This is a genomic window from Mesorhizobium sp. WSM3868, from assembly GCF_002294785.1.
Lineage (GTDB): Bacteria > Pseudomonadota > Alphaproteobacteria > Rhizobiales > Rhizobiaceae > Mesorhizobium.
On record NZ_NSGB01000011.1, the window covers coordinates 1 to 17,140 of the forward strand.

The following is a 17,140-nucleotide window of genomic DNA, read 5'->3' on the forward strand; positions in this document are numbered from 1 at the left end:
GGCCGAAATCCAACCTGACGGCTCGATCATGGGCCAAATCTGCTTCCACAACGGCGACGATGCTAATTTCATCGCCCGCAAATGCACTTCTTCAACAGCCTGCTAGACCGCGACACAATTCGGCGAGGCGGTTGACGCCGTCGCGAAGGCCCGTCAATCATCCGTCCAAAACGCGGCTTCAACAAAAGTTCGAAAGCAGGGAAGAAACGATGGAAAAAGCCGAAATCGGCCTGATCGGCCTTGGCACGATGGGCTCCAACCTGGCGCTCAACATCGCCGAGCACGGGCACCGCATCGCCGTCTTCAACCGCACGCCGTCGCGCACCGGCGCCTTCGTCGAAAACGCCGGTCCGCTGAAGGACATGGTTGTGCCCTGCTACAGCCTGGAGGAACTCGCCGCAGCGATCCGGCCGCCTCGGCCGATCATCATCATGGTGCTGGCCGGCAAGCCGGTCGACGAGCAGATCGCGGCGCTGCGCGGCGTGCTCTCCGACAACGACATCGTCATCGATGCCGGCAATGCCAATTTCCGCGACACGATGCGGCGCTTCTCCGAGCTGTCGGGCTCCGGCCTGACGTTTATCGGCATGGGCGTGTCGGGCGGCGAGGAGGGCGCGCGCCACGGGCCGTCGATCATGGTTGGGGGCACGGAAGACTCCTGGAAGCGTGTCGAGAAAGTGCTGATGGCGATCTCCGCCCAGTTCAAGGACGAGCCTTGCGCCGCCTGGCTCGGCACCGACGGCGCCGGCCATTTCGTCAAAACCATTCACAACGGCATCGAATATGCCGATATGCAGATGATCGCCGAGATCTACGGCATCCTTCGCGACGGCTTAGGCATGGGGCCGAAGGAGATCGGCAAGGTCTTCGACGGCTGGAACCAGGGTCGGCTCAACTCCTACCTGATCGAGATCACCGCCAAGGTTCTCGCAGCCGACGATCCCAAGACCGGCAAGCCGGTGGTCGACGTCATCCTCGACCGCGCCGGCCAGAAGGGCACCGGCAAATGGTCGGTCATCGAAGCGCAGCAGCTCGGCATTCCGGCGACGGCCATCGAGGCTGCCGTAGCGGCGCGCGTGCTGTCGTCGATCAAGGACGAACGGCAGGCGGCGGAAAAGGCCTACGGCAATATCGGCGTCGAGAAGATTTCCGGCGACAAGGCGGCGCTGCTGAAGGATCTCGAGCTGGCGCTGTTTGCCGGCAAGATCGCGGCTTACGCGCAAGGTTTTGCTGTGATGAGCGGCGCCTCAAAGGAATTCAACTGGAACCTGCCGATGCCGACCATTGCCAAGATATGGCGTGCCGGGTGCATCATCCGCTCGCAGATGCTGGACACGATGGCGGAGGCCTTCGGCTCAGGCGGCGCCTCGACCAATCTCCTGATGGCGCCGGCCTTCATCGCCATGATAAAGGAGGCGCATCCGTCGCTCAGGCGCATCGTGGCGCGGGCCTCCGAGGCCGGCTCACCGGTGCCGGCGCTGTCCTCGGCGCTCGCCTATTTCGACAGCTATCGCCAGGGCCGCGGCACGTCGAACCTGATCCAGGCGCAGCGCGATTTCTTCGGCGCGCACGGTTTCGAGCGCATCGGCGAGGAGGGGGCGTTCCATGGGCCGTGGGGAAGCGGCGCCGCCTAGAGTCAGGTTATGCCAGGGTGCAAAGGCGGCTTCCTGCGCTCCCGGTGCTACTCAAGCACGCTTCCGGTTCTCTGAAGCCGCCAACTCAGCCTGACCTGACTCTCAAGTCGCGCCAGTTCAACCCCGATAGGGCAGGACCTCGCTCGGTTTGCTCAGCGATTGCAGCGAGCCAGGTTCCTTGCCGCCGATCCAGCCGAGCACGGCGCGGGCAAGCTCGGAGCCGGCGAGCCGGAAATTCTCGTTCACGACCAGCAGTTCGCGCCGGAACAAATGCAGCAGTTCCGAGGACTGTTTCGACACCACGTCGACATCGCGGCCGAGTTTCAAGCCGGCGTCCTCGATGCCTGCAACAACGGCGAGCGTAGCGGCGGCGGCGCTGCTGACGATGCCGTCCGGACGGCTCTCGCGGCGCATGAGCTGCGCGGTTCGCATCCTGATCTGCTCGATCGTGTGGTCGATGGAGACGGTGTTGAACGGCACCTCGCTGGCGCCGACCTCGCTCAGCGCATCGGCAAAACCGTTCACCGTGTGGTCGTAATAGGTGAGGCCGACCGGCGGCGTCACCAGAGCCAGCCGGCGCCGGCCCATGCCGGCGAGATGGCGGACCGCCTCGCCGACGAAAGCATAGTTGTCGAAGTCGTGATAGGGATGCACCAGCCCCATGTCGGTGCGGCCATGCGTGGCAAATGGGATGCCGCGTTCCAGCATATAGCGGGCGCGCGGGTCGTTGGGCTGCGTGCGTGAAATGATGACGCCGTCGGCCGAGCCCGTCTCCACCAGATAGCGGACCGGATCCAGCGGGTCCTGCGAGCGCGAATAGGGCGTGACGATCAGGTGATAGGGCGTGTCGGCGATCACCTCGGTGACGCCGTAGATGATGTCCGAGACGAAGCTCATCAGCTCGTGCTCGGTGTTGAGCACCAGGCTGATAACGTTGGTCTTGCCGGTCCTCAGCCTCACGCCGGCGCGGTTCGGGCGATAGCCGATCTGCTTGGCGACGAGCTGCACGCGCCGCCTGGTCTCGGCGCCGATCTCAGGCGCGTCCTTCAGCGCGCGCGAGACGGTGGTGACGCCGAGCCCGGTCATGAAGGCAAGCGTCTTCAGCGTCGGCCGTTCCTTAGCCGACGTGTCGTCGTCCTTCTCGTTTGCTCGTCTGTCCATTCGTCCCGCCCGTCAGGCGCATAGCAGCCGCGAGGCCGGCCGGCAATCGCGCCCATCGCATTTGCGCGGCCTTCAGCCCGTGACACGGTGCAATACACTGAAACGTTACAGATTGCCAACGCCCATGATCAATGGGCAGGTCGCACTCGTTGCGGTCAGCGCTGGAGGGGTGGACTGAAAGCCACTGGAATCATAAACAAATCTCGATTTACCTCTGCTTTTCGCATCGATTGGCCGCACCATCGACTCCCCGACAGGCTTTGGAGAGGATTTTGTTCGTGCCCCGAAGAAATCCCATGCCGTTTACATTCGAGGGGTTGCCTATAAGGGCCATTTGCCGTATCGAAAATCTGTAACGTTTCAGATTCTGGGAGGAACCGAAATGCGATACAAATTCCTGACCGCCGCGTTCGCTGCGACGGCCGCGCTGAACTTCGCCGGACCGGCGGCCGCGACCGATCTCGAAGTCACCCATTGGTGGACTTCGGGCGGCGAGGCGGCGGCGGTGGCCGAACTTGCCAAGGCGTTCGACGCGACCGGCAATCACTGGGTCGACGGCGCCATCGCCGGTTCCGGCGGCACAGCGCGGCCGATTATGATCAGCCGCATCACCGGCGGCGACCCGATGGGCGCCACCCAGTTCAACCACGGCCGGCAGGCGGAGGAGCTCGTCCAGGCCGGGCTGATGCGCGACCTCACCGATCTCGCCACCAAGGAAAAGTGGACGGAAATCGTGCGGCCGAAGAGCCTGCTCGACTCGTGCACCATCGGCGGCAAGATCTATTGCGTGCCGGTCAACATCCATTCCTGGCAGTGGCTGTGGCTGTCGAACGAAGCCTTCCAGAAGGCCGGCGTGCCGATGCCGAAGGACTGGAATGAATTCGTGGCGGCTGCGCCGGCGCTGGAAAAGGCCGGCATCATCCCGCTCGCCGTCGGCGGGCAGCCCTGGCAGGCGTCCGGCGCCTTCGACGTGCTGCTTGCCGCCGTCGGCGGCACCGACGCCTTCCTCAAGGTCTACAGGGACAAGGACGCCAAATTCGCAGGCGGTCCCGAAATCGCCAAGGTGTTCAAGGCCGCCGACGACGCCCGTAAGATGGCCAAGAACACCAATGTGCAGGACTGGAACCAGGCAACCAATCTGGTTATCACCGGCAAGGCCGGCGGCCAGATCATGGGCGACTGGGCGCAGGGCGAGTTCCAGGTCGCCGGCAAGACCGCCGGCAAAGACTACACCTGCCTGCCCGGTCTCGGCCTGAACGAGGTCATCGCCACGGGCGGCGACGCGTTCTACTTCCCGCTGCTCAAGGATGCCGACAAGGCCAAGGCTCAGGAAGTTCTGGCCGAGACGCTGCTCGACCCGAAGACCCAGGTCGCCTTCAATCTCAAGAAGGGCTCGCTTCCGGTGCGCGGCGACGTCGACCTCAACACGGCGAACGACTGCATGAAGAAGGGCCTCGCCATCCTCGCCAAGGGCGCGGTGATCCCGTGGACGGACCAGCTCTTGTCGCAGGACAGCCAGAAGCAGAAGGAGGATCTGTTCTCCGAATTCTTCGCCAAGCCCGACATGACGCTCGAAGAGGCGCAGAAGCGCTTCGCCGACATCATCGCGTCGGCCGACTGATCGACGGCGCCCCCGCCAGCTCCCGGCCCCCGCCTATCCGGGGTCGGGAGCGTGATGTCCTCATTGTCCCAGCCCGGCTGCCGAGATGAGCAACAGCGAACGCCCCAACCAGCTTTTACGCAACCTCAACGCCAAGGTCGCATCAATCCCGATGATCCTGACCGCGCTGGTCGTCTTCGTCGGCGGCACGGCCTGGACGGTGCTCTATTCCTTCACCAATTCGAAGCTCTTGCCGCGGCTGAACTTCGTCGGCCTCGACCAATATTACCGGCTATGGGCGACGCCGCGCTGGCTGGTGTCGATCGAGAACCTTTTGATCTACGGCGTGATCTCGCTGTTGTTCTCGCTGGTGATCGGCTTCATCCTCGCGGCATTGCTCGATCAGAAGATCCGCTTCGAGGACACGTTTCGCACGATCTTCCTCTATCCTTTCGCACTTTCTTTCATCGTCACCGGGCTGGTCTGGCAGTGGCTGCTCAATCCCGATTTCGGCATCCAGCGTGTCGTGCGCGACCTCGGCTGGACGAGCTTCAGCTTCGATCCTCTCTACAATTCCAGCATCGTCATCTACGGCATTTCGATCGCGGCGCTCTGGCAAGGCACGGGACTGATCATGTGCCTGATGCTCGCCGGCCTGCGCGGCATCGACGAGGACATCTGGAAGGCCGCACGGGTTGACGGCATACCGATGTGGAAGACCTATCTCTTCATCATCATCCCGATGATGCGGCCGGTCTTTATCACCACCTTGGTGATCATCGCCGCCGGCATCGTCAAGGTCTACGACCTTGTGGTGGCGCAGACCAGCGGCGGTCCGGGCATCGCTTCCGAAGTGCCGGCGAAATACGTCTACGACTACATGTTTTTCGCCCAGAATCTCGGCCAGGGTTTTGCCGCCTCGACCATGATGCTGCTCTCGGTGGTGATCGTCATCGTGCCATGGGCCTACCTCGAATTCGGAGGCAAGAAGCATGGCTGAAGCTGCTGCCTCCATGTCCAGTGACGCTCTTCGGCGCGAAGCCTCGTCGCGCGATGCATCGGGGCCGAGCGGAACGAAGCCGCGGCACGCGCTCTCGCGCCGCAACATCTTCCTCTACGGCACGCTGATCGTCGTGGCGCTCTATTACCTGCTGCCGCTCTACGTGATGATCGTCACATCGCTGAAGGGCATGCCGGAAATCCGCCTCGGCAACATCTTCTCGCCGCCGCTGGAGATCACCTTCGAGCCGTGGGTCAAGGCGTGGTCGCAGGCCTGCACCGGGCTCAATTGCGACGGGCTGTCGCGCGGCTTCTGGAACTCGGTGCGCATCACCGTGCCGTCGGTTCTGCTGTCGATCGCGATCGCGTCGGTCAACGGCTATGCCTTGGCCAACTGGCGCTTCAAGGGCGCCGACACCTTCTTCATCATCCTGATCGTCGGCGCCTTCATTCCCTATCAGGTGATGATCTACCCGATCGTCATCATCCTGCGCGAGATCGGCATCTACGGCACGCTGACCGGCTTGGTGATCGTGCATTCGATCTTCGGCATGCCAATCCTGACGCTCCTGTTCCGCAACTATTTCACGTCCATGCCGGAGGAACTGTTCCGCGCCGCGCGCGTCGACGGCGCCGGTTTCTGGGGCATCTATCTACGCATCATGCTGCCGATGTCGCTGCCGATCTTCGTCGTCGCCATCATCCTGCAGGTGACAGGCATCTGGAACGACTTCCTGTTCGGCGTCGTCTACACCCGCCCCGACACCTATCCGATGACGGTGCAGCTCAACAACATCGTCAACTCGGTACAGGGCGTGAAGGAGTACAACGTCAACATGGCCGCAACCATCCTGACCGGCCTTGTGCCGCTCATCGTCTACTTCGTTTCCGGCAAGCTCTTCGTGCGCGGCATCGCCTCCGGCGCGGTGAAAGGATGATGATGGCAGCAGCGATCGCCAATCCCAGCGTTTCGATCCAGGACCTGTCGCTGAATTTCGGCGTCATGTCGGTGCTGAAGACGCTCAATCTCGACGTAGCCGAGGGCGAGTTCATCGTGCTGCTCGGGCCATCCGGCTGCGGCAAGTCGACCTTGCTGAACTGCATCGCCGGCCTGCTCGACATCTCCGAGGGCCGCATCTTCATCAAGGGCAAGAATGTCACCTGGGAGGAGCCGAAGGATCGCGGCATCGGCATGGTGTTCCAGTCCTACGCCCTCTACCCGCAGATGACGGTGGAGAAGAACCTCTCCTTCGGCCTGCGCGTCGCCGGCGTGCCGAAGGACGAGATCGCCAAACGCATCGCGCGCGCGGCGGAGATCCTGCAGATCGAGCCGCTGTTGCAGAGGAAGCCGTCGGCGCTTTCCGGAGGCCAGCGGCAGCGCGTGGCGATCGGGCGGGCACTGGTGCGCGACGTCGACGTCTTCCTGTTCGACGAGCCGCTCTCCAACCTCGACGCCAAGCTGCGGTCGGAATTGCGCGTCGAGATCAAGCTTTTGCACCGCCGGCTGCAGAACACGATGATCTACGTCACCCACGACCAGATCGAGGCGATGACGCTGGCCGACCGTATCGCGGTGATGAAAGGCGGTGTCATCCAGCAGCTCGATGCGCCCCAGACGATCTACAATCGCCCGGTCAACCGCTTCGTCGCCGGCTTCCTCGGCTCGCCGGCGATGAATTTTATCAAGGGGCACCTGGAAGCAAGCGACGCGCCGGTGTTCAAGGCCGACGGTGTTTCGGTGCCGCTCGGCCGTTATCAGTTCGACAACGAAGGCGGGCGCGCCGCCAAGCCCTGCGTGTTCGGCATCCGACCGGAGCATATCGCTTTTGGCGAAGCGGCGAGGGCCATGCCGTTCACCGCCGAGTCAACTGTCGAGATTGTCGATCCGATGGGCTCCGACACGCTGGTGTGGACGAAGCTCGGCGGCCAGATCCTCTCCTTCCGCGTCGAAGCCGACAAGACGCTGCGCAGCGGCGACGCGATCCGCATCGGCTTCGATCCGGCGCGCGCCTCGCTGTTCGACGCCGAGACCGACAGTCGCCTTTAACCTCCCAGACCACAACCTCCCGGAACCATCAAACAGAACGGACAGACAGATGAACTGGTCATTCCAACTTTACAGTGCCCGCAACTTCCAGCCATGGGACGGCGTGCTGAAAATGCTCGGCGAACTGGGCTACAAAGAAGTCGAAGGTTTCGGCGGCGTCTATGACGATCCCAAGGCTTTCCGCGCCGAGCTCGACAAGAACGGGCTCGCCATGCCGACCGGGCATTTCTCGATCGATGCGCTGGAGAAGGATTTCGACGGCGTGCGCAGGATTGCCGATGTGCTCGGCATCTCGCTGCTCATCTGCCCCTACCTCATGCCCGATGCGCGGCCGGGCGACGCCGCCGGCTGGCGCGGCTTCGGCGAGCGGCTTGCCAAGGTGGGCGACACCGCGAAGAAGGCCGGCTACGGCTTTGCCTGGCACAACCATGATTTCGAGTTCAAGCCGCTCGCCGACGGCTCGCTGCCGCAGGAGCACATCCTGTCCGCCGCGCCTGACATCGGCTGGGAGATGGACGTCGCCTGGGTGGTGCGCGGCGGCGCCGATCCGCTGCCCTGGATCGAAAAACACGGCAAGCGCATCAGTGCCGTCCACGTCAAGGACATGGCGAAGCCGGGGGAGGGGCTGGACGAGGACGGCTGGTCGGATGTCGGCCACGGCACCATCGACTGGGCCGGCCTGATCAAGACGTTGCGCGCGAAAAGCGCGACGAAGTACTTCGTCATGGAGCAGGACAACCCCAACGACATCGAGCGCTTCGCCCGTCGCTCGATCCAATCCGTCAAGAATTTCTAGGACATACCATCATGGCAAACAAACTTGGCGTAGGCGTCGTCGGCTGCGGTAACATCTCGAAGGCGTATTTCTCGCTGGCGCCGCTCTTCCGCGGCATCGAGATGCGCGCCTGCGCGGACATCAACATGGACGCGGCGAAGATGCGGGCGAAGGAGTTCAAGCTCCGCGCCGAGACGGTCAACGACCTTCTCAAAGATGACGACATCGACATCGTCGTTAATCTCACCATTCCGGCCGTGCACTATGACGTGTCGAAGGCGGTGCTCGACGCTGGCAAGCACGTCTATTCGGAAAAGCCCTTCGTGCTGTCGGTCAAGGAAGGACTGGATCTCAAGAAGCGGGCGGAGAAGAAGGGGCTTCGCATCGGCTCGGCTCCCGACACGTTTTTCGGAGGCGCGCATCAGCTGGCCCGCGATCTGATCGACAGCGGCAAGCTTGGCAAGATCACCAGCGGCACCTGCCATGTGATGGGCCATGGCATGGAACACTGGCACCCCAATCCCGACTTCTTCTTCCAGCCGGGCGCCGGTCCGGTGCTCGACATCGGCCCGTACTATGTCACCAACCTGATCCAGCTGATCGGGCCGGTGAAGCAGGTCGCGGCTTTCGCGGCGACGCCGGCCAAGGAGCGCACCATCAGCTCCAAACCGCGCGCGGGCGAAAAAATCCCGGTCAACACGCCGACCACCATACATGCGCTGCTGGAATTCGCGAATGGCGCGGTGGTGACACTCAACACCTCGTGGGACGTGTGGAGCCACGGCCATGCGCCGATGGAGCTCTACGGCGAGGCGGGCACCGTCTTTGTGCCGGACCCGAATTTCTTCGGCGGCGAAGTCCGCTTCACCGATGCGACCAAGCCGGTGAAGAAGCTTCCCAAGTGGGATCATCCGTTCGGCGTGCCCAATGAGATGCACAGCCAAGGCATGATGGCCAACTACCGCACGGCAGGTCTTGCCGACATGGCGATCGCGATCGGCGAAGGGCGGCCGCACCGCTGCTCGATGGAGCTTGCGCTGCATGCCGTCGATGTCATGACCGGCGTCCTGCGCTCCGGCGAAAGCGGCAAGTTCGTCGCCATGCAAACGACCTGCGAGCGGCCGGCGGCGCTCGGCATCAAGGAAGGGAAGGCGCTGCTGGCGAAGAAAAAGTAGGTGGCAACCCCTCTCCCCGTTTCGGCGGGGAGAGGGTAAAGGTGCGGGGCGAGCATCGATTCAAGTCACCTAGCGGCGATCCCGGCCGCCTCTCCCAAGGATTCCCTATGCCCTATATCGCCGCCGAGAATCGCTACGAGAAGATGGTCTACAACCGCTGCGGACGGTCCGGCCTCAAGCTGCCGGCCATCTCGCTCGGGCTGTGGCACAATTTCGGCAATGACACGCCGCACAGGACCAAGCAGGCGATCGTGCGCAAGGCCTTCGACCTCGGCATCACGCATTTCGATCTCGCCAACAATTACGGCCCGCCGCCCGGCTCGGCCGAGACCGCCTTTGGCGAGATCCTGCGCACCGATTTCGCCGCCTATCGTGACGAGCTGATCATCTCGACCAAGGCCGGCTACGAGATGTGGGCCGGCCCCTACGGCGAATGGGGCAGCCGCAAATATGTGCTCGCGAGCCTCGACCAGAGCCTCAAGCGGATGGGGCTCGATTATGTCGATATTTTCTATTCCCACCGTTTCGATCCCGAGACGCCGCTGGAAGAAACGATGAGCGCGCTCGACCATGCGGTGCGCTCGGGCAAGGCGCTCTATGCCGGCATCTCCTCCTACAATTCGCAGCGCACCCGCGAGGCGGCCGACATCCTGCGGCGGCTCGGCACGCCCTGCCTGATCCACCAGCCGAGCTATTCCATGCTCAACCGCTGGGTCGAGGAAGACGGGCTGCTCGATACGCTGGAAGGGCTCGGCATCGGCTCGATCGTGTTCTCGCCGCTGGCGCAGGGCATGTTGACCGATAAATATCTCGGCGGCATCCCGGAAGGCAGCCGCGCATCCCAGGGCAAGTCGCTGCGTCCGGCCTTCATCAACGATAAGTCGGTCACCAACATCAAGGCATTGATCGCCATCGCTAGCCGGCGCGGCCAGACGCTGGCGCAGATGGCGCTGGCCTGGGTGCTGCGCAAAGGACGCGTGACGACGGCGCTGATCGGCGCCAGCCGGCCGGAACAGGTCGAGGATTGCGTCGGCGCTCTCAAGGCGCTCGACTTCAGCGACGCCGAGCTTGCCGAGATCGACACCTATGCGCGCGAGGCCGACATCAATCTTTGGGCGGCCTCCGCCGAGCGCAAGGGGCCGCCACGCAAGTAGTGGCCCGCGCCGGGCCGCCAGCTGCGGAAACAGTGGCAAAGATGCGCGTTCGTCGCTATCTCATGGACCAAAGGCCGTTCGCGTGCGCAGTCGGCACGCGAAACGACGCGACGACCGGAGACAAGATGACGGCAAGGGATGCGCTGACCAAGAACCAGCTGTGCGTGCTTGAGAAGCTCGAAGCCGCCAGCGGGCCGCTGAGCGCTTATATGCTGCTCGACCAACTGCGCGAGCGCGGGTTCCGGGCGCCGCTGCAGGTCTACCGCGCGCTGGACACGCTGGTGAAGTCGGGCTTCGTGCACCGGCTCGAAAGCTTGAACTCCTTCGTCGCCTGCGCCGAGCCGCACGACCACAGTCATTCGATGACCGCATTCGCCATCTGCGACAGCTGCGGCCAGGTAACCGAAATGTCCGACCATGATGTCGACCACCGGCTGGACGAATGGGTGCGCTCGACCGGCTTCGCCGCCAAGAAGGCGGTGATCGAGTTTCGCGGGGTTTGCGCGAAGTGTAGAGCTGAGGCGGCTTAGCCCCTCGAGTCGTCATCCTCGGGTCAAGCCCGAGGATGACGAAGGTATCAGTGCGCCTCGTCCCAGTTGTCGGCGGCCCGCGCATCGACATGCAGCGGCACCGACATCGAGACCGCCGGCATCGGCGCGTTCTCCATCACGCGGCGCACCACGGGAATTGTCGCTTCGACTTCCGCTTCCACCGTCTCGAAGATCAGCTCGTCATGCACCTGCAAGAGCATGCGGGCCGACAGCTTCGCCTTCTCCAGCGCCTGTTCCATGTGCACCATGGCGCGGCGGATGATGTCGGCCGCAGTGCCCTGGAGCCTCGCATTGATCGAAGCGCGCTCGTTGAAGGCGCGAACCGACGGGTTGGAGGACCTTATGTCCGGATAGTGGATGCGGCGGCCGAAGATCGTTTCGACGAAGCCGTATTCGCGCGCATAGGCCTTGGTTTCCTCGATATAGTCGCGGATGCCCGGGAAGCGCTCGAAATAGCGCTTGATGTAGGCGCTCGCCTCCTCGCGCGGGATCGACAGCTGGTTCGCCAGACCGAAGGCCGAGATGCCGTAGATGATGCCGAAATTGATCGCCTTGGCACGCCGCCGCACTTCCGAAGGCATGCCTGCGACCGGCACGTTGAACATTTCGGACGCGGTGATGGCGTGGATATCGGCGCCGTCCGCAAAAGCCTGCTTGAGCTGCGGGATTTCGGCGACATGGGCCAGCACGCGCAATTCAATCTGGCTGTAGTCGGCCGAGACCAGCTTGTGGCCCTTTTCGGCGATGAAGGCGGTCCTGATCTTGCGGCCTTCGGCGGTGCGCACCGGGATGTTCTGCAGGTTGGGATCGGAGGATGACAGACGACCGGTCGTCGTCGCGGCCAGCGCATAGGAAGTGTGGACGCGGTTGGTGTCGGCATTGATGAAGCCGGGCAAGGCGTCGGTATAGGTCGATTTCAGCTTGGTGAGCTGGCGCCAGTCGACGATCTTGCGCGGCAGCTCGTGGCCTTCGGCGGCGAGGTCTTCCAGCAGCTGCGCCGAGGTCGACCACTGGCCGGTCTTGGTCTTGGAGCCGCCCGGCAGCCCCATCTTGCCGAACAATATGTCGCCGAGCTGCTTCGGCGAGCCGATGTTGATGCGCTCGCCGACGATCCCATAGATCTCTTCCTCGGCGCGGGCGGCGCCTTGCGCCAGCTCACCGGACAGTCTGGAGAGAATCTGGCGATCGACCGAAATGCCGCGCTGCTCCATGCGGGCAAGCACGGGCACAAGCGGCCGCTCCAGCCTTTCATAGACGGAGACGAGACCCTTGGCGGCGAGCCGCGGCTTCAGCAATTGCCACAGCCGCAGCGCCAGATCGGCCTGCTCGCCGGCATAGGCGGTCGCCCGCACGATGTCGACCTGGTCGAAGCCGACCGCGCCCTTGCCCGAGCCGGCAAGCTCCTTCTTCGTGCCTTGCGCATGGCCGAGCCACTTCTCCGACAGCGAGGCGAGGTCATGCCCGCCGGATGTGCCGGCGTCGAGCACGTAGGAGATCAGCATCGTGTCGTCGAACGGGCCGACCTCGATACCATGCCGGCTCATCACGACGATGTCGTATTTCATGTCCTGGACGATCTTGAGGACCGACCGGTCCTCGAGCAGGGGCTTGAGCAGAGCCAGCGCGTCGCGGACCGGGACCTGGTCCGCCAGCATGCCACCGCCAAGCAGGTCGCCATTGCCGCTCGTGTGGGCGAGCGGCACGTAGGCGGCGCGGCCCGGCGCGATCGCCATGGACAGGCCGATCAAGTCGGCCTGCATCGGATCGGACGAAGAGGTCTCGGCGTCGAAGGCAAGGATGCCGGCTTCCCTCGCTTCGGCGATCCAGGCCTTCAGCGCGGCCGTATCGCGAATGGCGACATAGGCCGCGGGATCGATCTTGCGCGCCGTCGCCTGCTCCAGCCGCAGCGCGGAGAGCAGGGAAGGCGTATCGCCCTGCGGTGGGGCATCCTGGGGCCTGACCGGTGCTGCAGGCTTCGCGGCGCCGTTCGGCGTCGCCGCCGGTCTTGAGGCAGTCGGCGTGCCGGCGCCGACATCGGGACCATGTGCGGTGTCGGCGCGCTCGATGGTGACACTGGAAGCCTGGACGTCGCCGATCTCGGTTGCAGTCGCTTCCGCGACGCGGCGTGTCAGCGTGGTGAACTCCATCGTCTTCAGGAAGCCGATCAGCTTCGGCCCGTCCGGGGCATGCAGCACAAGGTCGTCCAGCCCCTCCTTGAGCGGCACGTCGTTCTTCAACGTCACCAGCTCGCGCGAGATGCGCGCCTTGTCGGCATTGGCGATGATCGATTCGCGCCGCTTTTCCTGCTTGATCTCGCCGGCGCGCGCCAGCAGGCCGTCAAGGTCACCGAACTGCTCCAGAAGTTGCGCCGCGGTCTTCGGGCCGATGCCGGGCACGCCGGGCACGTTGTCGACGGAGTCGCCGGTCAGCGCCTGCAGGTCGATCATCTTTTCCGGCGGCACGCCCCATTTCTCGATCACCTCGGGAATGCCGATCTGGCGATCCTTCATCGGGTCGTACATGCCGACCGTCGGGCCGACCAATTGCATCAGGTCCTTGTCGGAGGAGATGATGGTGGTGTCGGCGCCGACCTCGCAGGCCAGCCGGCAATAGGTCGCGATGATGTCGTCAGCCTCGAAGCCTTCCATCTCGATGCAGGGCAGGTTGAAGGCCACGGTCGCCTGGCGGATCAGGCCGAATTGCGGGATCAGGTCTTCCGGCGGCGCCGAGCGGTTGGCCTTGTATTCGGGATAAAGATCGCTGCGGAAGGTCTTCGCCGAATAGTCGAAGATGACGGCAAAATGGGTCGGCACGATGCCCACGTTCGTGTTGCGGGCGTCCTGCATCAGCTTCCATACCATGTTGCAGAAGCCGAGCACGGCGCTGGTGGGCAGGCCGTCGGATTTGCGGTTGAGCGGCGGCAGCGCGTGGTAGGCGCGGAAAATGTAGCCGGAGCCGTCGACAAGAAAGAGATGATCGCCTTTTTTCATGCCGGCAGGGATAGCGCGGCCAAGCTTCGCGGTCCATGCCAAAGGCTGCGCAAACGGCCGGTTCCGGCAACACCCCTGACAGACAGGTCTCGGACAAAATTCAGCCGCTCACGGGCATGTTACAAAAGTGTAATCTTCGTGCCCTTGAATCGCCATTTTCACAGACCCAAATAGCTGTCATCGGCAATTTTCGCCGAAGTCCGGAGTAAGGCCCGTCCCCCGCCTATCCCGGGCAACTGCGGCAGCCTATCCCCCCTCTCCGGGCTGCCGCAACGTTTCGAGTAAAGACCGCCGTGGTTCCCCCTCCACCACGGCGGTTCTTTTTTGTCTCCCAGCCCGCGTGTTGCCGGAACGCGTGGTCCAACGATCGCGGCTTTGCGTTTTCTGCTCGCCCCTTTAGGGTCGGGCCAGAATCGAAAGGCTGAAGAAATGTCCAGACTCTCCCCCGTCCTTGACCGTCTCGACCAGAACCTCGACCAGAGCCTGGAGCGGCTTTTCGGCTTGCTTGGTATCAAGTCGATCTCCACCGACCCGGCCTTTGCCGCCGATTGCCGCAAGGGCGCCGAATGGCTGGCGGCCGAGCTCAAGCTGATCGGCTTCGACGCCAGCGTGCGCGACACGCCCGGCCACCCGATGGTGGTGGCGCATCACGCAGGACCGGCCGGGGCGCCGCATGTGCTGTTCTACGGCCATTACGACGTGCAGCCGGTCGATCCGATCGAGCTGTGGGAAACGGACCCGTTCGCGCCGGCGATCAAGGAGATCGGGCCCGGACGCAAGGTGATCGCCGGGCGCGGCTCGGCGGACGACAAGGGTCAGCTGATGACCTTCGTCGAGGCCTGCCGCGCCTGGAAGCAGGTGCACGGCAATCTGCCGTGCCGCGTCACGATCCTGTTCGAGGGCGAGGAAGAGTCCGGCTCGCCGTCGCTCAAGCCCTTTCTCGAGGCCAACGCCGCCGAGCTGAAAGCGGATTTCGCGCTGGTCTGCGACACCAGCATGTGGAACCGCGAGACGCCGTCGATCTGCGTGTCGCTACGCGGCATGGTCGGCGAGGAAGTCACCGTCAAGGCAGCCAGCCGCGACCTGCATTCAGGCCTCTATGGCGGCCCGGCCGCCAATCCGATCCGGATCCTGACCAAAATCCTCGCCGACATCCATGATCAAGACGGCCGTGTCACCATCCCGGGCTTCTATGACGGCGTCGAGGAGACGCCCTCGCAGGTGCTGAAATCCTGGGAGGGGCTCGGCGAGACCGCCGAGACCTTCCTCGGACCGGTCGGGCTTTCCATTCCCGCCGGCGAAAAGGGCCGCTCCGTGCTCGAACTCACCTGGGCACGGCCGACGGCCGAGTTCAACGGCATCATCGGCGGCTATACCGGCAAGGGCTTCAAGACGGTGATCGCGGCGGAAGCATCGGCGAAAGTGTCGTTCCGGCTCGTCCACAAGCAGGATCCGAGAAAAATCCGCGCCGCCTTCCAGGCTTTCGTGCGCGATCGGATTCCCGGCGACTGCTCCGTCGAATTCCATCCGCATGGCGGCTCGCCGGCGATCCAGCTTTCCTACGACTCGCCGTTCCTGGCCAAGGCCAAGGATGCGCTCTCCGACGAATGGGAAAAGCAGGCTGTCACCACCGGCGGCGGCGGCTCCATCCCCGTGGTCGGCGATTTCCAGACCTATCTCGGCATGGAATCGCTGCTGGTCGGCTTCGGCCTCGATGACGACCGCATCCATTCGCCCAACGAGAAGTACGAACTCACCTCCTTCCACAAGGGGCAGCGTTCCTGGGCGCGCATTCTCGATGCTCTGACACGCTGAGGTGAACCCGCGCGGACCGCGAAAATCAACTTTCTGTTGATTTTTTTCCGGATCGCGGCAAGGACGGGCGTGATAGCGCAATGCGCGGCGCCTTCGCGTCCAAAAACGGGTGCGCCGCTGGCCGCGATCCGGAGAAGAGAATGACCGACATCCGTTTCCACAAGCACGATCTGCCAGACCTTTCCCGCTACAATGTCGGTGCGGTCGCCATCGACACGGAAACGCTGGGCTTGAACCCGCATCGTGACCGGCTCTGCGTGGTTCAGATCTCGCCCGGCGACGGCAGCGCCGACGTCATCCAGATCGCGCCAGGCCAGAAGGAGGCGCCCAACCTCGTCAGCCTTCTCAGGAACGACGCCGTGGTGAAGCTGTTTCACTACGGCCGTTTCGACATTGCCGTCCTTTATCACGCTTTCGGCGTCATGGCCGAACCGGTTTTCTGCACCAAGATCGCCTCGCGGCTGACCCGTACCTACACCGACCGCCACGGGCTGAAGGATATATGCAACGAACTGCTCTGTATCGGCCTCTCCAAGGCGCAGCAATCGTCGGACTGGGCGGCGGAAACACTGTCGCCCGAGCAGCTCGAATATGCCGCCTCCGACGTGCTTTACCTGCACCGGCTGCGCGAGGTGCTGGCCGCGCGGCTTGCGCGCGAGGGTCGCACCAAGGAGGCCGAAGCCTGCTTCCGCTTCCTGCCGACGCGCGCCAAGCTCGATCTGATGGGCTGGGCCGAAGAGGATATCTTCGCGCATAGCTGACGGAACCCGGCGCGTCGAGCGACGTTGCTGCCGGTCCATTGTCGGCGTGAGATGGGGAGGGATTGAATGGCAGAGCGCAAACCGATAGCGAGCGCGCCGAAGGACGGCTCGCAGGTCACGATCCTGTGGAACGACGAACACGGCGTGGTCAACGAATCCGTCGGGCAATACCGCGACGGCGGCTGGTGGGTCTACACCGACAGCAACACCCAGAAAAAAGTCGAGCCGACCAGTTGGCGGCCTGCATCGGCCAATGATGACAGCGACCAGTGAGCGACCGCCGCAGGGCCTCGAAGCAGGCGCGAGACTCGGCTGCAAGAAGGGGGCGAGATGAGACAGAATATGCTCTACCTCATCATCGGCGCGTTGGTCGTCGTGATCATCGCGCTTGGCATCTACATCTACCGCGAGCAGACCAGGCCGAAAGGCGTGGAGCTCAAGATCGACGACAAGGGCATTTCGATCCAACAGAATTGAT

At 63.6% G+C, this 17,140-nt stretch carries 15 protein-coding genes; 13 read left to right on the forward strand and 2 right to left on the reverse strand.

The genetic code is table 11. The features are described from left to right. Window positions 1–209: 209 nt before the first annotated feature. Window positions 210–1,634 (forward strand): NADP-dependent phosphogluconate dehydrogenase, encoded by a 1,425-nt coding sequence (gene gndA, locus CK221_RS18170; protein WP_095778708.1) that lies wholly within the window; start codon window positions 210–212, stop codon window positions 1,632–1,634. Between the two features lie 117 nt (window positions 1,635–1,751). Here the strand turns inward: gndA and CK221_RS18175 are convergent, their stop codons facing one another. Further along, the gene (locus CK221_RS18175; RefSeq protein WP_095778709.1) at window positions 1,752–2,795 is read right to left on the reverse strand and encodes a LacI family transcriptional regulator; all 1,044 of its coding nucleotides are present in this window, start codon (window positions 2,793–2,795) and stop codon (window positions 1,752–1,754) included. A 382-nt stretch (window positions 2,796–3,177) separates the two neighbouring features. Here CK221_RS18175 and CK221_RS18180 point away from each other — a divergent pair, with 382 nt between their 5' ends. The 8 genes from CK221_RS18180 to CK221_RS18215 all read left to right on the forward strand — a co-directional run bounded on the left by CK221_RS18180 (window position 3,178) and on the right by CK221_RS18215 (window position 11,075). Beyond that, window positions 3,178–4,416 carry an ABC transporter substrate-binding protein gene (locus tag CK221_RS18180; protein WP_067318935.1) on the forward strand — a complete coding sequence of 413 codons (1,239 nt, stop codon included), beginning with the start codon at window positions 3,178–3,180 and terminating at the stop codon, window positions 4,414–4,416. 85 nt (window positions 4,417–4,501) lie between these two features. Further along, complete coding sequence (locus CK221_RS18185) at window positions 4,502–5,395, forward strand: sugar ABC transporter permease (protein ID WP_067004111.1); 894 nt, start codon at window positions 4,502–4,504, stop codon at window positions 5,393–5,395. A gap of 13 nt (window positions 5,396–5,408) precedes the next feature. Next, complete coding sequence (locus CK221_RS18190; RefSeq protein WP_095778830.1) at window positions 5,409–6,332, forward strand: carbohydrate ABC transporter permease; 924 nt, start codon at window positions 5,409–5,411, stop codon at window positions 6,330–6,332. Then, window positions 6,332–7,441 (forward strand): ABC transporter ATP-binding protein, encoded by a 1,110-nt coding sequence (locus CK221_RS18195; RefSeq protein WP_176478014.1) that lies wholly within the window; start codon window positions 6,332–6,334, stop codon window positions 7,439–7,441. The genes CK221_RS18190 and CK221_RS18195 overlap by 1 nt, the downstream gene beginning before the upstream one ends. 49 nt (window positions 7,442–7,490) lie before the next feature. Next, the gene (locus CK221_RS18200; protein ID WP_095778710.1) at window positions 7,491–8,237 is read left to right on the forward strand and encodes a sugar phosphate isomerase/epimerase; all 747 of its coding nucleotides are present in this window, start codon (window positions 7,491–7,493) and stop codon (window positions 8,235–8,237) included. Between the two features lie 11 nt (window positions 8,238–8,248). Beyond that, window positions 8,249–9,391 (forward strand): Gfo/Idh/MocA family oxidoreductase, encoded by a 1,143-nt coding sequence (locus tag CK221_RS18205; protein ID WP_095778711.1) that lies wholly within the window; start codon window positions 8,249–8,251, stop codon window positions 9,389–9,391. A 107-nt stretch (window positions 9,392–9,498) separates the two neighbouring features. After that, entirely contained in the window at window positions 9,499–10,545 is a 1,047-nt protein-coding gene (mgrA, locus tag CK221_RS18210) for an L-glyceraldehyde 3-phosphate reductase (protein WP_095778712.1), read from the forward strand. A 125-nt stretch (window positions 10,546–10,670) separates the two neighbouring features. Beyond that, window positions 10,671–11,075 carry a Fur family transcriptional regulator gene (locus tag CK221_RS18215; protein ID WP_059184736.1) on the forward strand — a complete coding sequence of 135 codons (405 nt, stop codon included), beginning with the start codon at window positions 10,671–10,673 and terminating at the stop codon, window positions 11,073–11,075. 47 nt (window positions 11,076–11,122) lie between these two features. On the opposite strand, the gene polA is transcribed toward CK221_RS18215, so the two are convergent. After that, window positions 11,123–14,086, reverse strand: a complete 2,964-nt coding sequence (polA, locus tag CK221_RS18220; RefSeq protein WP_179295167.1) for a DNA polymerase I — start codon at window positions 14,084–14,086, stop codon at window positions 11,123–11,125. Window positions 14,087–14,515: 429 nt separating this feature from the next. On the opposite strand from polA, the gene CK221_RS18225 reads away from it, so the two are divergent. The 4 genes from CK221_RS18225 to CK221_RS18240 all read left to right on the forward strand — a co-directional run bounded on the left by CK221_RS18225 (window position 14,516) and on the right by CK221_RS18240 (window position 17,139). Continuing rightward, entirely contained in the window at window positions 14,516–15,901 is a 1,386-nt protein-coding gene (locus CK221_RS18225; RefSeq protein ID WP_095778714.1) for a M20/M25/M40 family metallo-hydrolase, read from the forward strand. A 140-nt stretch (window positions 15,902–16,041) separates the two neighbouring features. After that, the gene (locus CK221_RS18230; RefSeq protein ID WP_095778832.1) at window positions 16,042–16,662 is read left to right on the forward strand and encodes a ribonuclease D; all 621 of its coding nucleotides are present in this window, start codon (window positions 16,042–16,044) and stop codon (window positions 16,660–16,662) included. A 66-nt stretch (window positions 16,663–16,728) separates the two neighbouring features. Then, a complete protein-coding gene (locus CK221_RS18235) occupies window positions 16,729–16,935 on the forward strand; it encodes a hypothetical protein (protein ID WP_095778715.1) in 207 nt (68 codons plus the stop codon). Between the two features lie 57 nt (window positions 16,936–16,992). Continuing rightward, window positions 16,993–17,139, forward strand: a complete 147-nt coding sequence (locus tag CK221_RS18240; RefSeq protein ID WP_095778716.1) for a hypothetical protein — start codon at window positions 16,993–16,995, stop codon at window positions 17,137–17,139. Window position 17,140: the final 1 nt, after the last annotated feature.

What these genes read in the sequence shown, in the direction of transcription:
- gndA (WP_095778708.1), top strand. Translation starts at nt 210, where the DNA reads ATGGAAAAAGCCGAAATCGGCCTGATCGGCCTTGGCACGATGGGCTCC.
- CK221_RS18175 (WP_095778709.1), bottom strand. Translation starts at nt 2,795, where the DNA reads ATGGACAGACGAGCAAACGAGAAGGACGACGACACGTCGGCTAAGGAA.
- CK221_RS18180 (WP_067318935.1), top strand. Translation starts at nt 3,178, where the DNA reads ATGCGATACAAATTCCTGACCGCCGCGTTCGCTGCGACGGCCGCGCTG.
- CK221_RS18185 (WP_067004111.1), top strand. Translation starts at nt 4,502, where the DNA reads ATGAGCAACAGCGAACGCCCCAACCAGCTTTTACGCAACCTCAACGCC.
- CK221_RS18190 (WP_095778830.1), top strand. Translation starts at nt 5,409, where the DNA reads ATGTCCAGTGACGCTCTTCGGCGCGAAGCCTCGTCGCGCGATGCATCG.
- CK221_RS18195 (WP_176478014.1), top strand. Translation starts at nt 6,332, where the DNA reads ATGATGGCAGCAGCGATCGCCAATCCCAGCGTTTCGATCCAGGACCTG.
- CK221_RS18200 (WP_095778710.1), top strand. Translation starts at nt 7,491, where the DNA reads ATGAACTGGTCATTCCAACTTTACAGTGCCCGCAACTTCCAGCCATGG.
- CK221_RS18205 (WP_095778711.1), top strand. Translation starts at nt 8,249, where the DNA reads ATGGCAAACAAACTTGGCGTAGGCGTCGTCGGCTGCGGTAACATCTCG.
- mgrA (WP_095778712.1), top strand. Translation starts at nt 9,499, where the DNA reads ATGCCCTATATCGCCGCCGAGAATCGCTACGAGAAGATGGTCTACAAC.
- CK221_RS18215 (WP_059184736.1), top strand. Translation starts at nt 10,671, where the DNA reads ATGACGGCAAGGGATGCGCTGACCAAGAACCAGCTGTGCGTGCTTGAG.
- polA (WP_179295167.1), bottom strand. Translation starts at nt 14,086, where the DNA reads ATGAAAAAAGGCGATCATCTCTTTCTTGTCGACGGCTCCGGCTACATT.
- CK221_RS18225 (WP_095778714.1), top strand. Translation starts at nt 14,516, where the DNA reads ATGTCCAGACTCTCCCCCGTCCTTGACCGTCTCGACCAGAACCTCGAC.
- CK221_RS18230 (WP_095778832.1), top strand. Translation starts at nt 16,042, where the DNA reads ATGACCGACATCCGTTTCCACAAGCACGATCTGCCAGACCTTTCCCGC.
- CK221_RS18235 (WP_095778715.1), top strand. Translation starts at nt 16,729, where the DNA reads ATGGCAGAGCGCAAACCGATAGCGAGCGCGCCGAAGGACGGCTCGCAG.
- CK221_RS18240 (WP_095778716.1), top strand. Translation starts at nt 16,993, where the DNA reads ATGAGACAGAATATGCTCTACCTCATCATCGGCGCGTTGGTCGTCGTG.